Raw genomic sequence first — 13,822 nt, forward strand, 5'->3', positions numbered from 1 at the left:
GGTAAGGGCCCTCTGGCGTTGCTGCGTGTCTAACTGCGTGACTATCGATTCTGAGTGCGTGCCGAGGGACTACGGCTACTGCGGCACGGCTCCAAAGATGCCGTCCATGACGACGGCGCCAGTCTGGATCACAGGCCGGATCTGCTTACGGTAGACCTCCTCAGTGACAGCCGTCCCGGAGTGCCCGACGAGCCGCGAGATCTCTTCCAGCGGGACGCCCCGGTCGGAGAGCAGTGACACGAAGCTGTGCCGGAGCTCCCGAGGCGTCCACTCGTCGGCGTTGACCCCGTCGACGTCCTTGAGCGCCTGACGGAAGGCGCGGCGGACGTTGGCCGCGTCGAGCGGCTTGCCGACAGTCGAGGAGAAGACGAGTCCGTGTTCCTCTTCTCGTCAGCGGCGAGCCGGTCCCAGCCCTGATCTTCGAATTGCTGCCAGAGGGCTTCGACGCAGCGCGCCGGCAGGGCGAGCGTGCGCCGGGACTTCCGGGTCTTGGTGCCCCCGGTCCGCCGGACCGAGCGCCACACGGCGATGTGCGGAGGCTGCGGCGGGTCGAGGTCGGGGCGTCCTTTCAGGAAGACGTGATCCCAGGTGAGGGCTAGGCCCAAGGCTACGAGCACGCCCAGCGTTGGATCGACAACAACCTCGGCCGACTCACCACGAGAAAACGGCCAACGAACTCGCCGACGCGGTCCTGGCGACCGAGAACGGTGAGACCGGCAGCACCCGTTACGGGTATCTGGGCAGTTAGTTATCAGCGCTCCTCCGAAACCCCGTCCGGGGCGGTCCTCATGAGCGTCCGGCTCTACTCCCCGGGCGAGGGCCGATTCCTGAGCACCGACCCGGTGCAGGGCTGCAGCTGCAGGGCGTACGACTACGTCTGCGGAGACCCGCTGAACAGCCGGGACCTGTCCGGTACGGCGAAGACCAAGTGCACTACGGTCTCCCGGACGTACCGGATGTACGAGGCCGGGGTGAAGATCGGCACCATATCCATGCAGGCCGAGTTCTGCGTGCGGAGCGGAAAGATCAGGTCCTCGCGCGCCTGGTCCAGTGACGACACGGCCGGCTTCGCCGCCGGAATGGGCTACCAGTCCACTTCCACGGTCCGGCCCGCAACATCCGCACGAACGACAAGCACCAGTGGGGCGCGTCGGGCATGGCCCAGATCTGGGCTCGCCGCCAGGGCAACCTGCCCCGCAATTCCGCAACGCCCATGGCCCGTTGCACGAGGACCCGGCAGCCTCTTCACCCTTCAAGGGGGCCTGTCGCCGCATCGCCGTCCAGGTCTGCCTCTGACGCAGCCCTCTGCCGCTCGCTTCACCGCTTGGGCGACCTGTGCTCATCCACCTCACCGGCCAGCGAATGCGCGTGGTGGTGGGACCGCTTCGTGACACCGGTCCCACCACCACGCCAACCGGGCCAAGGGCCAGCAGCCGCTGATCCACTGTGCTGCCGTCACCGGGAGCCGGTCATGATCCGAGGATCGTGCGCTTCTGTTCTTCGAACTCGGCTTCCGTGAGCACGCCTTGGTTCTTGAGCTCGCCGAGTTGCTTGAGTTGTTCGATCTTGTTGGTCATGTCGGGGCCCGCCGGAGCCGCGGGCGGTTCGGCCTGGTAGGCCGGTTGCGGTGAGGGCGCCTCGTAACTCTGCTGCGCCGCCCATCGTCCCTGCTGTCGGCGGGTCACCCGGTTCGACACGGCGGTGGCCGTTCCGGCCACGACGGCGGTGCGCGCGACCCCGCGGATGAGACCTGGCATGGCTGTGTCCCTTCTGCCCTGGTGAGGTCCGCCTAGTGAGCGGCCTCGGTCGCGTCGAGGGCGGCGACGAGGGCGGGCACCGGGATCCGCCCGGAAGCGACCATCCGGGCCCCGCCGCGGCGCAGGGCTGCGGCGAACGGTGCGGCCCACAGGTTCTCGTAGACCAGGATGCCGGCGGAACTGCCGGGCTCCAGCGCGGTGGCCGCCTCTTCGATGTCGTCCTGGCCCAAGAGCCCTGACGACACGCCCTCGAAGACGGCCAGGTCGAGTTCGCCGTCGCCGGTGAGGTCGGCGATCTCCATACCGGTCACCGATCCGTCGTCGCCCTTCCGGACGAACATCAGGTCCAGGATCCGGATGAGGCCGCGGTCCACGAGATCGACGAGGATGGGGAAGCCCTCGCCCGTCATCCGGCTACCGGGGAACTCGACGACCAGGTAGTCGATCGGGCCCCCTTCGCCCATTTCTTCGGATTCGTCGCTCACGGCGTCACCTCTGGTGCTCGTGGCTTCCCCCCTGTAACACCCCCCTTCCACTCCTCCAATTGCAGCATCGGGCCGTGCCCGTCGCACCTCGGTACGCCGGTCACCCGCCTGGGTTCGCCCCGGTCGCGCGTTGCGCTCCGCACGGATCTGCTGGTGGCCATGAGTGAAGGTGGTGACGAAGAGCTCTCGGCCCGGGAGCGCAGTGAGCTGGACGAGCTGCGGCAGCGGGTGAATGCGCTGGAGAGTGCCGGACCGCCCCGGGCGGCGCGGCATCACCCCTTCCGCTCGCTCGGCTCGGTCCTGCTGATCCTCCTCGCCGCGCTGCTGTCGCTGCTGTCCGTCGTCGCGGTGTGGGCGAACAGCATCGTGCAGGACACGGACCGCTACGTCGCCACCGTCGGACCGCTGGCGAGCGATCCCGATGTGCAGAAGGCGGTCACCAACCGGGTCACCGCCGCCGTGCTGGCACAGATCGACGTGGACGCGCTGGTCAAGGAGCTGACGGACGCGGCTGCGCAGCAGGGGGTCCCGCCGCGGGTGGCCGAGTTGCTGGGCGATCTGGACGGCCCCATCGAGAACGGACTCAAGCAGCTGGTCAACGGCGCCGTGGAGCGGGTGGTCACCAGCAGCGCCTTCGAGACGGTCTGGGTGAACGCCAACCGCCGGGCACACTCGGCGTTGGACAAGGCCCTGACGGGCCAGTCCGACAGCACGGTCAAGCTGGAGAACAACCAGGTCGTCATCGACCTGGGGCCGATTGTCGCCAACGTCAAGGACCAGCTGGTCGACACCGGTTTCTCCGCTGCCTCGAAGATCCCAGCAGTCCACACGGACTTCGTGGTGTTCGCGTCGGAGGACGTCGGCGAGATCAAGAGCTACGTGAGAGTTCTGGAGATCCTCGGCGGCTGGCTGCCCGTCATCGCGCTGCTGATCGCGGCCGCCGGGGTGTACGTGGCGTTCAACCGTCGCCACGCGTTGATCGGGGCCGCACTGGCCGTCTTCGGCGCCATGCTGGTGCTCGGCATCGGCCTCACCGTCGCCCGTGACGTCTATCTCGACCATCTGCCTCCCGGGGCTTCCCAGGCCGCCGCGGGCTCCGTGTACGACGCGCTGGTCAAGTTCCTGCGGGCCGGCGTGCGGGCGCTCGCCGCGGTCGCCCTCTTCACCGCCGCCGGCGCCTTCCTGTGCGGCCCGTCGCGGATCGCCGTTCTCACGCGCACCGGCTGCCGGAGAGGCATCGGCGGTCTGCGCGACGTGGCGGCATCGGCGGGACTTCGCCTCGGTGCGGTCGGGCGGTTCGTCCATCGCTTCAAGCGCTGGATCGGGGCGGCCATCCTCGTGATCGCGGCCGTCGTCCTGTTCACCTGGAGCTACCCGACCACGGCGGTCGTGGTGTGGACCGCGGTGATCACCCTGGTGGGCTTCGCGATCCGTGAGTTCCTGGATGCTCCCTCCACACCGCCCGCCGACTCACGGACTGAAGCCGCCGCACGTTGACGCCCGCCCCGGCCGGTTCGTGCACGGCCGCTCGGTGCGGCCCGTCGTACATGTTCGACGTGGCGCTGGGACTGGGTACTGTCCCGGCTCCAGGTCGTCGACATCGGGAAGGACGAGGCCCGCCAGGCGCGTCGACTCCTGGCCGACGCCAAGCCGCACGGCCACAAGTACGCGATCGACGCCGTGCTCGCCGTCATCGCGCGACAGCAGAAGGGGCAGGTCTCCGTCTTCACCTCGGACGTCGACGACCTGGAGAAGCTGGTCCCGGACACGATCGTCGTCAAGAAGGTGTGACCCGACTGCGGCTGGTCTTCCCGGCCGGTGCCGAGCTCGCGGCCCAGGTCGCGGCCCTCGCGGCGGCGGAGCAGAACTGCTGCGCGTTCTTCGACTTCACCTTGCGCCTGATTCCCGATGCCCTCCAGCTGGATGTCCGCGCGCCACAGAGCACGGCCGGCATGCCGGCCGACCTGTTCGGAGTGACCGCATGACCTCCTCCTCCGGACCGTCACGCGGCTGGGGTGTCGTCGGCGCCGGTACGGCCGCGATGGCCGCCTGCGCGGTGTGCTGTGCGGGCCCCGTCCTCGGCGGCGTTGGCTTGGCCTCCGCGTTCGGGGCAATGTGGCTTCCCGTCCTCGCGGTGCTGGCCGTGGCCTCTGGTCTCGGTGTGCTCACGGTCCGCCGTCGGCGCCGGACGGCAGCCTGACACGACCCCGGCCCGCACCGACCTCGGAATGCCCGCTATCGGCCCGAGCTCGGACCGGACCGAGACAGCGAAGACCGGGCGCTGAGCCGCCGAGCCGTCAGGGCGGGGCAGCCCTGGGTCCGGCGCCTGTGAGGATGGAGCAGGGCTTGAGACCACGCTCACGTGGAGTGATCTCGGAGGGTCATGGGCAGGGACGCCAGGCCTCGGGTCAGGCGGGTGTGGCGCCAAGGGAGGGTTTCGGTGGGCGTCGCCAGGGCGGCTTGGGGGTAGCGGGTGATGACGGCGTGGAGGGCGAGTTCGGCTTCGGCTCGGGCCAAGGGGGCTCCCAGGCAGCGATGGATGCCGTGGCCGAAGGCCAGGTGACCGGTGGCACTGCGGGTGAGGTCCAGGCGGTCGGGGTCGGGGAAGCGGTCGGGGTCGCGGTTGGCGGCGCCGGGTGCGATGAGGACCGGCACGCCTTCGGGGATCTCGGTGCCGCCGAGCGTGAGCGCCTCGGTGCTGAAGCGGAACGTCGCGATCCCGACCGGCGAGTCGTAGCGCAGCAACTCGTCCAGCGCACCGCCGAGGAGCTGCGGTTCGGCCCTCAGGCGCGCGAGCGACTCCGGGTGCCGTAGGAGGGCCAGGGCGGCGTTGCCGATGAAGTTGGTGGTGGTCTCGTGGCCGGCCACCAGCAGGAGTACGGCGAGCGATACGAGTTCGTCCTCGGACAGGCGGTCCTGGCCGTCGCGTACGGCGATGAGGTCGTCGAGCAGGCTGTCGCCGGGTGCGGCGCGCTTGGCGGCGACGAGGGCGGTCATGTAGTCGCCGACGGCGTGGGAGGCGGCGTCGATCCGCTGCGGGTCTCCGGCGGCGAACAGGTCGCCCGACCAAGTGCGTACGGAGGCGCGGTCGGACTCGGGCACCCCGAGCAGCTCGCAGATGACCGTGACGGGGAGCGGCATCGCGAGGTCGGCGATCAGGTCCACCGTTCCGTGGGCCGGCCAGGCGTCGAGCAACTCGTCGACCAGGGAGGAGATGGAGGGGCGCAGCCGCGCCACCGCCCCCGTGGTGAACGCCTTCGTCACCAGCGCCCGTAGCCGGGCGTGCTCCGGAGGGTCGGTGGCGAGCATGTTCCGGGATACGGCCGGATGGAGATCGCGCTGCGACGGCCGGCCTGCGAAGAACCTCGCGGTGTCCTTCGAGAGGCGGGGGTCGGTGAAGGCCTCGCGGGCCTCGGCGTAGCCCGTGACCACGTAGCTGTGGCGGCCTCCTCCCCCTGAACCGGTGGGCACCTGGTGTACCGGTGCCGCGTCGCGGAGGCGGGCGTAGGTCGGGTAGGGGTCGGCGAAGAAGGTGGGGTCCTGCAGGGGGTCGGTGGCCGAGGGCCGCGATGGGGTCGGGTGAGGCGGGGTTGGGTGGGACGGGCTGGACTTGTGGGGCGCGTGGGGCGGGTGGGGCGGGTGGGGCGGGTGGGGCGGGTTGGTCACGTTCGGGGTCCGTTCCGGACGGGGTCAGGGGTTCGGTGGTGGGGGTGGGGGTTTCGTTCTGGGTGTATGCGTGGGCTACCAGCAGCAGCCATTCGGTCTCGGCTCGGAGGTCGCCCGGTCGGGTTCCGGTCATCAACTGGATGCCGGTCATCGATGGGGGGCCGGTCACCGATCGGGTGCCGGTTCGCTTCGCTTGGACGGCCGCGCGGAGGATCGCGGCCTCCACGATCGCGTCGCCTTCCGTGGTGCCCGTCAGGCCGCGTGCGGCGACGGTTCGTTCGGCGCTCTCCCGGACGCGCGACGAGCGGTGGGGGCGGAGGGCGAGTACGCCGTCGTTGATCTCGATCACCCGGCGGTGGAGGAGGAAGTCGGGGTCGTCCGTCTGCTGCGAGCCCTCCGAGGCCAGGACGACTTCGGGGGTCGTGTCGGTGATGTCCTTCCAGAGGGGGGCCAGCGCGGCGAACGACCTCGTCTCCCAGCGACGGCGCAGGAACTGGCTGAAGGGCCAGACGACCGCCGGGAGCGTGAGCCCCAGGGTGATGAGGAGTACGGCCAGCGCCGGGGCCGTCACGCTGAACACGCAGCGGACGGGGCTGATGGGCGTCGAGCACCGGACGCCGTGCGGCAGGAGGTTCAGTTCGAGACCGATGGAGACCAGGCCGAACACCTTGTAGGCCGCGTACAGCAGCGCGAAGACGCAGCCGACGGCGGTGATGCGCAGTCCGACGCGCTGGCTCCTGCGGCGGGAGTGGCCGGCCACCTTCCAGGTCTGCTTGCCGAAGTCCTTCGCGGTGACGCTGAGGTAGGTGATGTAGATCAGTACGTAGAGCGCGTACAACTGGGGCGAGTCGCCGTTCAGCCGGCTGGCGGTGAACAGCACCGTCATGCCGGTCACGGAGATGCCGAGGAAGAGCACGCGCCGTCGGATGCTCCGCCGGGCCTCGTCGGGTTCCAGATCGAGTTGGAGCATGAACGCGAGGACGGCGGTCGCGGCGGCCAGTGTGAAGGAGTTGCTGAGCAGCCGCCCGCCGTCGGGGACGACGCTTTCGACGGCGTTCTCCACGACGGACACGTACGAGCCGAAGGCGCAGGCGAAGGAGACGAGCAGCGCGGCCATGGCCCAGGTGCCGGTCGGCCGGTGGCCGCCGCGGCCCCGGACCCAGTAGCCGGCGGCGAGCAGCAGCACGAGGGCCACGCCTGCGAACAAGAGGTCGATCATCGGCGCCGACGGCCCTTTCTGGTGGGTTTGGCGAACAGGGCCTCCCAGCGTTCGGCGCCCTTCTCGGGCTCGCGGGGAGGTAACTCACGTCCGCGGTAGATGTGCTGTCGGATGACGGTGGCCATCGTCTCGGCCTCGCGCTCGTCGTCCGTGGAGTAGCTCGTGCGTCCGTTCATCCGCTGGACGAGGGTGGGGTTGAAGCCGAGGGCGCGGAAGGCTTCGGGGTCCAGCTCCAGCGTGCCCGGGTGGTCGCAGATGATGTGGCTGACCTCGTGCGCGAGGATGTGGTTCTGGTGCAGGGCGGACGTTCCCTCCTCGTAGAAGAGGAGGTCCGCGTCAGGTGTCTCCAGGCGGATCCCGCAGGGGGCGTCGATCGCGCCGAGGGTGCTCAGGGGTCTGAGGATGATCGGACGGCCGCGCTTCTCCGCCACGGCGTCGCAGAGGTCCCGGGTGTTGAAGCGGTGGGGGAGGTGAAGCGCGTCCACGCGTTCCTCGCACGCGCGGCGTAACCGCTCAAGGTCCATGTCCGGTCCTGACGTTGCTCGGGTCTGGCCGCTGACGGCGTGCCCCCGTAAGGCCGGAGTGCGATCCGGGATCCCCGGCACCGAATCGTTCGAAAGCTTAGGCGAACGCGTAGGCCGGTCCAAGTGAATCTCCGGGCTGTGGCCGAATGGCCGGATCTCGCGTTCGGGGATCAGGGGGTGGTGTCGCGATCGACGCCGCAGGCGGGGTCGACGCCAGCGCCGGCACCAGGCGCTGGCCGACTGCTGCGGGCCGCCGGGGCCGGGTGGCGGTGAGGTGAGGTGGGGTGAGGTGGGTTGGGGTGAGGTGGGGTGCGAGGGCGGGAACGTGGTGGGTCAGTCGGGCAGGGACGGAGGGCAGGGCCCTGGGCGAGGCCAGGGTTGGAGAAGGAGCAGGAGCAGGAGAAGGAGCAAGGACCGAGCGGGGGAGGGGCAGGAACCAGACCCGGGGCCGGAGCTTGGGCTGAGGCGGGGGCTCGGGGCTGGGGCTCCGGGCTCGGGGCTCGGGGCTCGGGGATATCTGCGGCGGAGGAAAGATCAGCGGCAGAGGCTGGTCACCCCGACCGTGGGCGAGCCGGCCACCCGCCGGTCGCGAGTCCACTGGCCATCAGCCACTGACCGCCGATCGGATCACCTCCGCTTGCCGATCTCCGCATGTACCCGTCGGTCGTCGATCGCCGGCCCCGCAGTACCGAGCCCCCCAGGGGCGCAGTCCCTAATTGTCCAGGTCGAGGTCGGGCGGCGGTATGTCGCCCGGGAGGCCCTCCAGGATGCGGGCCTGTTCGATCACCGCTGTGACCATTTGGAGGGTCTCCGCGCTCAAGCCGTTGGCTCGTAGGGCGACCGTGCGGACGTTCTGGTCCCGCATGGCGGCCAGGACGGCGATCTCCGCTCGGGTGCGTTCGGCGGCCTTCTCGTCGACGAAGTAGCCCGCGGACACGCCGAAGAAGTCGGCCAGAGCCTTGATCGTGTGTCTCGTGGGGTTCTTCTTCGTGCCGGTGCGCAGTTGCTGGATGGCACTCGCGGTGAGCCCCTTGCCCTCCTCCCCGGAAGCCTCTCGGATCCCTTCCGCGACCTCGGCGTACGTGTAGGGCCCGCGACCCGCAGGGTGGACCTCCTGGAAGAGGTGGTCCAGCAACTGCGCGAAGGTGCGCGGCTCGTCGTCTGTCACGTCCGGTTCGTCCTGTCCTGATCGCCGCTGCGTCCACTCTGGTATGCGTGAGCGCGGACCTTGGTGGCTTCTCATCAACTTTAGTTGACGATCGCCCACAACTACGGTGTACGTTCTACGGGGGTCACTCACACCAGAGTGTTCCATGGGTCCGATCGGCTGTCTTCGGCGCGGGCCATGAGAACTCCCAGCCGGTGGCCGGGTTCCGCGGGGGTGGGCCCGGCCACCTTGGAGCCGTTCCGCTTCCTCATCCTGAGTCACTTCTCCGTGACGCGCTTCGGCGCCCGGGGCGCCTCGTTCGGCACCGGTCCCTCCCCACGTGGGGACCGGTGCCGAACGGTGCGGGGTGTCGATCCACGCTTGGGGACGTGGACCGAGGGGGTGGCCAGGGGGCGTCGCCCAGGGTGGCCGGAAGCGTGCGGCATGATGGATCGGATTTGCGGGCGCTACGCCGGTGGCCCCTGCGGGGCGTGCACCGGCGTGGGCGGCTTGGGCCAGATCCTGCCAGTCGGGGCTGGTGGAAGAGGAGGGCCCTGGTGTCCGGTGACGGAATTTCCGCAGGTCAGACCAGCAAGCCGAGTTTTCCGGTCCGGATGTCCACGTAGCGGGGGAAGGTAAGGGGTAGATGCCTTGAGTCACGACTCAGAGGCACGCACGGCCTTCGCGGAACGTCTCGCGCTGCTGTACAAGGAAGCGGGCAACCCTCCCCTCAAGAGCGTCTCCGAGTCGGTCGTCCGGCTGCAGCGGGTCGACGAGCGCGGGCGCCCCGTGCGGGTCTCGGCCCAGCGCATCAGTGACTGGCGACGGGCCCGGAACGTGCCCGCGCAGTTCGCCGCCCTCGCCGCCGTCCTGCACGTGCTGATCCCCGAGGCACGACGGGCGCGGCCCGTTCCGGTCTCCAAGGGGCTGTACGACATGGCCCAGTGGCAGCGGCTCTGGGAGCGGGCCCTGGCCGATCCCGCCGGGGAGCGCCCCGCGGACTCCGCGTCCGGCGCCGCCACCGCCGCGTCGGGTGCCGTCTCGGACGAGCAGCCTCCCGGCGACGGCACATCCCTCCCCGGTGGTGTCTGCCCCTACCGAGGGCTGGCCTCGTACCGGCAGCAGGACGCCCGTTGGTTCTTCGGGCGGGAGCGGAGCACCGACGCGCTCGTGGAGCAGTTGCGCGCGGCGGGGCGCACCGGCGGTCTGGTCATGCTCGTGGGTGCCTCGGGCGCCGGGAAGTCCTCCCTGCTCAACGCCGGACTCGTGCCCGCCGTGCGCGGCGGGGCCCTGGAGTCGGACGGTGACAGCGGCAACGGCCGGGGGAACGCGGGCGTGGGCTCGGGCCTCGGGAGCACAGGCTCCACCGGTGGGCGGAGGGCCGGTGAGGTGCTCCAGCTCGTACCGGGGGCCGATCCGGTCGGGGAGTTGACCCGTCACATACCGGAGCTGGCGCAGGTCGTGTCCGCCGCCTACGAGCCCGGTACGCCGATGTTCGCCGAGGCGGTACGGGAGGCGGTCGCGGCGTGGGCACGGCGACGCGGGACCGAGACCCGCGACGGCGAGACCAGGGACAGCAACGACATCACCGGCCACGGCACCAGCAGCGGCAGCGGCAACACCGGCACCGGCGAACGCCCCCACCCCCACCTCCGCCCCGTCCTGATCGTCGACCAGTTCGAGGAAACCTTCACGCTCTCCTCCGACGAGGCGGACCGGCGGACGTTCGTGCAGGTGCTCAGTGCGGCCTGCTCGCCCGGGGAGGAGGGCCGGGCGGCGCCCGTGGTCGTGGTGCTGGGCGTACGGGCCGACTTCTACGAACAGTGCCTCGGCCATCCGGAGCTGGCCGACGCCCTTCAGCACCGGCACATGGTGCTGGGGCCGTTGACCACGGCGGAACTGCGGGAGGCGGTGACCGGCCCGGCCAAGGCCGTGGGGCTGGAGCTGGAACCGGGGCTGGCCGAGCTGATCGTGCGCGAGGTGAGCGCGGACGGGCCGCGCGGGGCGCACGACGCGGGCGTGCTGCCCCTGCTGTCGCACGCCCTGCTCGTGACGTGGCAGCGGCGTAAGGCGGGCCGGTTGACGCTGGCCGGTTACCGGGCGGCCGGCGGTATCCAGGGCGCGGTGGCGGCCACCGCCGAGCGGGCCTGGTCGGGGCTGGACCCGGCGGCCCGCGCGGCGGCTCGGCTGCTGTTGCTGCGGCTGGTCCGGCTGGGCGAGGACACCCAGGCCACCCGGCGCCGGGGCACCCGGCGGCAGCTCGCGGACGGCTCGGCGGACCCGGCGAAGACCGAGGAGTCGCTGGAGGCGATGGCCCGCGCCCGGCTGCTGACGCTGGACGCGGAGACCGTGGAGATCACCCATGAGGCGCTGCTGCACGCCTGGCCGCGCCTGCGGGGGTGGATCGACGAGGGCCGCAACGACCATCTGCTGCGGCAGCGGCTGGAGGAGGACGGCCGCGCCTGGGAGGACTCCGGGCGGGATTCCTCGCTGCTCTACCGGGGCTCGCGCCTCGAACAGGCGCACACCTGGGCGCAGTCCACCAGCAGCGCCGGAAGCACAGGGGACGCAAGGGGCACAGGGAACACAGGCGGTGTCGGCGGCACAGGCCATGCCGGCGGCAAGGAGCGGAGCGGCGGGGGCAGGCGCGCCGGGGACCCCGGCGACATCCGCGACACCAGCGACACCGGGGGCGCCGGGGGCGCCGGGGGCGCCTTCCTGACCCGTAGCGCGGTGGAGTTCCTGGCCGCCTCGGTCCGGCTGCGTCGGCGTACCGTCCGGATCCGGCGGAGTGCCGTGGCAGCGCTGGTGGCGTTCGCCCTGGTCGCCGTCGGCTCGGCGGTGGTCGCCTGGCAGCAGCGCAACGACGCGGTGTTCGAACAGGTGGTCGCCCAGGCCGATCGGGTCCAGTTCTCCGATCCGTCGCTGTCGGCCCAGCTCGACCTGGTGGCGCACGAGCTGCGGCCCGACGACGAGGGCACCGGCAACCGGCTCGTCTCGATCGTCAACGCGCCCCTCGCCACCCCTCTCCTCGGCCACGGCGGTGCCGTCTACCTCACCTCCTTCAGCCCCGACGGGAAGTACCTGGCCACCGCCAGCTACGACCGGTCCGTACGGCTGTGGGACGTGGCGGACCCGTCCCGGCCCAAGGCCCTGGCCAAGCCCTTGACCGGGCACACCAGCTGGGTGAGCAGCGCGGTCTTCGCGCCGGACGGCCGTACGCTGGCCAGCGCCGGCGACGACGGCACGATCCGTATGTGGGACGTGCGGGACCCGCGTGCGCCGCGCGCGCTCGGCGCACCACTGACCGGACACGACGGCACGATCTTCCTGATCGTCTTCAGCCCGGACGGGAAGACCCTGGCGTCCGTGGGCGAGGACCACACCGTACGGCTGTGGGACGTGAGCGATCCGGCGCACGCGAAGGAGATCGGCGCGCCCCTCACCGGGCACAGTGCTCCCGTACGCGCCGTGGCGTTCGGCCCGGACGGGAAGACCCTGGCGACCGGGGGCGACGACAACACGATCCGGCTGTGGGACGTGGCCGATCCGCGTGCTTCGCGCGCGCTGGGCACCGTGCTCAAGGGTCATACGAGTCTGGTGCACTCGCTGGCCTTCGGTCCCGACGGGCGGACGCTGGCCAGCGGCAGTTCGGACAACACCGTCCGGCTCTGGGACGTGGCCGAGCCACGGCGGGCGAGCGCGCTCGGCGCGCCGCTCACCGGGCACACCGGTCCCATCTGGTCCGTGGCCTTCAGCCCGGACGGCAGGACGCTCGCCGCCGCCAGCGCGGACAGTACGGCGAGTCTGTGGAACGTGGAGGACCCCGCGTACCCGTCGCAGGTCGGCGAGCCGCTGGCCGGGGCGAGCGGGGAGATGTTCGCCCTGGGATTCAGCCCGGACGGCCGGACCCTCGCCACCGGGAGCGGCGACAGCAAGGTCCGGCTGTGGGCGCTGCCGACCTCGGACATGGTCGGCCGCAACGGCGTGTTCCGGCCGGACGGTCGGGTGCTGGCCACCGCCGGGCGCGACGGCCGGATCCGGTTGTGGAACGTGGCGGAGCCGGGGCGGCCCGTGCTGCTGGGGAAGGCGTTCACGCTCAAGGACAGCGGCAACCGTTCCCTGTCGTTCTCCCCGGACGGACGCACCCTCTCGATCGTGGCCGGGAACCGGGCGCTGTATCTGTGGGACGTCGGCGACCCGGCCCGGCCGGTGCTGCGGGGGTCGCCGCTCCCGCTGCGGATCCGGTACACGGACGCGCAGGCCCACAGCCCGGACGGGCGGGTCCTGGCCACCTCCTACGGTGACCACGACGTGCAGTTGTGGGACGTCGGCGACCCGTCGCACGTGGTCCCGCTCGGCAAGCCCCTCACCGGACACAAGGGTTACATCCTCGCCCTGGTCTTCAGCCCGGACGGCAGGACCCTCGCCAGCGGCAGCGCGGACGGCACGATTCGGCTGTGGGACGTGGCGGACCCGGCGCGGTCCACACGGCTCGACGGACCTTTGACCGCCCACCGCGGCGCGGTCAGCGATCTCGTCTACAGCCCGGACGGCAGGACGCTGGCCAGTGGCGGTGGCGACGACAAGGTCCGGCTCTGGGACGTCTCCGACCCCCGCGAGGCGACGCACCTGGGCGCGCCGCTCGCTGGCCACACCGAGGCGATCGTCTCGCTGACCTTCAGCCCGGACGGGCGGACCCTGGCCAGCGGTGGCAACGACAGCACCGTCCACCTCTGGGACGTCTCCCACCCCGCCGACGCCTCCCCCATCGGCCGGGCGATGAGCCCCAACGCCAAGACGGGCCAGTTCCTGTCCTTCAGCCCGAAGAGCGACATGCTCGGGGTCTCCAGCGGCGCCGACACCGTACGGCTGTGGAATCTGGACGTCGACGACGCCGTACGGCACATCTGCTCGTCGACTCGCGGGGTGCTCACGCGGGAGAAGTGGGACGAGTACCTGCCTCGGCTGTCGTACGAGCCACCGTGCGAGGGTTCCTGAACCGCCTCTGAGCAGCTCTTTTC

10 protein-coding genes and 3 pseudogenes are annotated in these 13,822 nt (G+C 71.0%); 5 read left to right on the top strand and 8 right to left on the bottom strand.

What is annotated here, in order from left to right; translation table 11 throughout:
* Positions 1–75 precede the first annotated feature (75 nt).
* Positions 76–596 (bottom strand): annotated as a pseudogene (locus E4N62_RS19245) (tyrosine-type recombinase/integrase); the annotation flags it as partial.
* Positions 597–788: 192 nt separating this feature from the next.
* Between E4N62_RS19245 and E4N62_RS49505 the strand changes: the two are divergent.
* A pseudogene (locus E4N62_RS49505) lies at positions 789–854 on the top strand (hypothetical protein); the annotation flags it as partial.
* 17 nt (positions 855–871) lie between these two features.
* On the opposite strand, the gene E4N62_RS19250 reads toward E4N62_RS49505, so the two are convergent.
* The 3 genes from E4N62_RS19250 to E4N62_RS19260 form a co-directional block, all read right to left on the bottom strand.
* Positions 872–1,060 carry a hypothetical protein gene (locus E4N62_RS19250; RefSeq protein ID WP_230215966.1) on the bottom strand — a complete coding sequence of 63 codons (189 nt, stop codon included), beginning with the start codon at positions 1,058–1,060 and terminating at the stop codon, positions 872–874.
* Between the two features lie 409 nt (positions 1,061–1,469).
* Positions 1,470–1,757 (bottom strand): SHOCT domain-containing protein, encoded by a 288-nt coding sequence (locus E4N62_RS19255; RefSeq protein WP_230215969.1) that lies wholly within the window; start codon positions 1,755–1,757, stop codon positions 1,470–1,472.
* A 32-nt stretch (positions 1,758–1,789) separates the two neighbouring features.
* The gene (locus tag E4N62_RS19260; RefSeq protein ID WP_268269603.1) at positions 1,790–2,221 is read right to left on the bottom strand and encodes a DUF6325 family protein; all 432 of its coding nucleotides are present in this window, start codon (positions 2,219–2,221) and stop codon (positions 1,790–1,792) included.
* A gap of 180 nt (positions 2,222–2,401) precedes the next feature.
* Here E4N62_RS19260 and E4N62_RS19265 point away from each other — a divergent pair, with 180 nt between their 5' ends.
* The 3 genes from E4N62_RS19265 (at position 2,402) to E4N62_RS19275 (ending at position 4,442) form a co-directional block, all read left to right on the top strand.
* Entirely contained in the window at positions 2,402–3,739 is a 1,338-nt protein-coding gene (locus E4N62_RS19265) for a hypothetical protein (protein WP_230215975.1), read from the top strand.
* Between the two features lie 290 nt (positions 3,740–4,029).
* On the top strand, positions 4,030–4,227 hold the full coding sequence (locus E4N62_RS19270; protein ID WP_230215977.1) for a hypothetical protein: 198 nt from the start codon (positions 4,030–4,032) through the stop codon (positions 4,225–4,227).
* Positions 4,224–4,442: a hypothetical protein gene (locus tag E4N62_RS19275; protein WP_230215979.1), complete on the top strand. Its 219-nt coding sequence runs from the start codon at positions 4,224–4,226 to the stop codon at positions 4,440–4,442. Before E4N62_RS19270 ends, E4N62_RS19275 begins: the two co-directional genes overlap by 4 nt.
* Positions 4,443–4,600: 158 nt before the next feature.
* On the opposite strand, the gene E4N62_RS19280 is transcribed toward E4N62_RS19275, so the two are convergent.
* The 4 genes and pseudogenes from E4N62_RS19280 to E4N62_RS19295 form a co-directional block, all read right to left on the bottom strand.
* Entirely contained in the window at positions 4,601–5,788 is a 1,188-nt protein-coding gene (locus E4N62_RS19280) for a cytochrome P450 (protein WP_230216317.1), read from the bottom strand.
* A gap of 193 nt (positions 5,789–5,981) precedes the next feature.
* Positions 5,982–7,127 (bottom strand): annotated as a pseudogene (locus tag E4N62_RS48770) (MAB_1171c family putative transporter); the annotation flags it as partial.
* On the bottom strand, positions 7,124–7,612 hold the full coding sequence (locus tag E4N62_RS19290) for a regulator component (RefSeq protein WP_230215982.1): 489 nt from the start codon (positions 7,610–7,612) through the stop codon (positions 7,124–7,126). The pseudogene E4N62_RS48770 and the gene E4N62_RS19290, both read right to left, overlap by 4 nt.
* Before the next feature lie 751 nt (positions 7,613–8,363).
* Positions 8,364–8,819: a helix-turn-helix transcriptional regulator gene (locus E4N62_RS19295; RefSeq protein ID WP_230215985.1), complete on the bottom strand. Its 456-nt coding sequence runs from the start codon at positions 8,817–8,819 to the stop codon at positions 8,364–8,366.
* Between the two features lie 630 nt (positions 8,820–9,449).
* Here E4N62_RS19295 and E4N62_RS19300 point away from each other — a divergent pair.
* The gene (locus E4N62_RS19300; RefSeq protein ID WP_230215987.1) at positions 9,450–13,799 is read left to right on the top strand and encodes a WD40 repeat domain-containing protein; all 4,350 of its coding nucleotides are present in this window, start codon (positions 9,450–9,452) and stop codon (positions 13,797–13,799) included.
* Positions 13,800–13,822: the final 23 nt, after the last annotated feature.

The sequence above is a fragment of the Streptomyces sp. MNU76 genome, assembly GCF_020982545.1.
Taxonomy (GTDB): Bacteria; Actinomycetota; Actinomycetes; order Streptomycetales; family Streptomycetaceae; genus Streptomyces.

What these genes read in the sequence shown, in the direction of transcription:
- E4N62_RS19275 (WP_230215979.1), top strand. Translation starts at nt 4,224, where the DNA reads ATGACCTCCTCCTCCGGACCGTCACGCGGCTGGGGTGTCGTCGGCGCC.
- E4N62_RS19260 (WP_268269603.1), bottom strand. Translation starts at nt 2,221, where the DNA reads ATGGGCGAAGGGGGCCCGATCGACTACCTGGTCGTCGAGTTCCCCGGT.
- E4N62_RS19265 (WP_230215975.1), top strand. Translation starts at nt 2,402, where the DNA reads ATGAGTGAAGGTGGTGACGAAGAGCTCTCGGCCCGGGAGCGCAGTGAG.
- E4N62_RS19255 (WP_230215969.1), bottom strand. Translation starts at nt 1,757, where the DNA reads ATGCCAGGTCTCATCCGCGGGGTCGCGCGCACCGCCGTCGTGGCCGGA.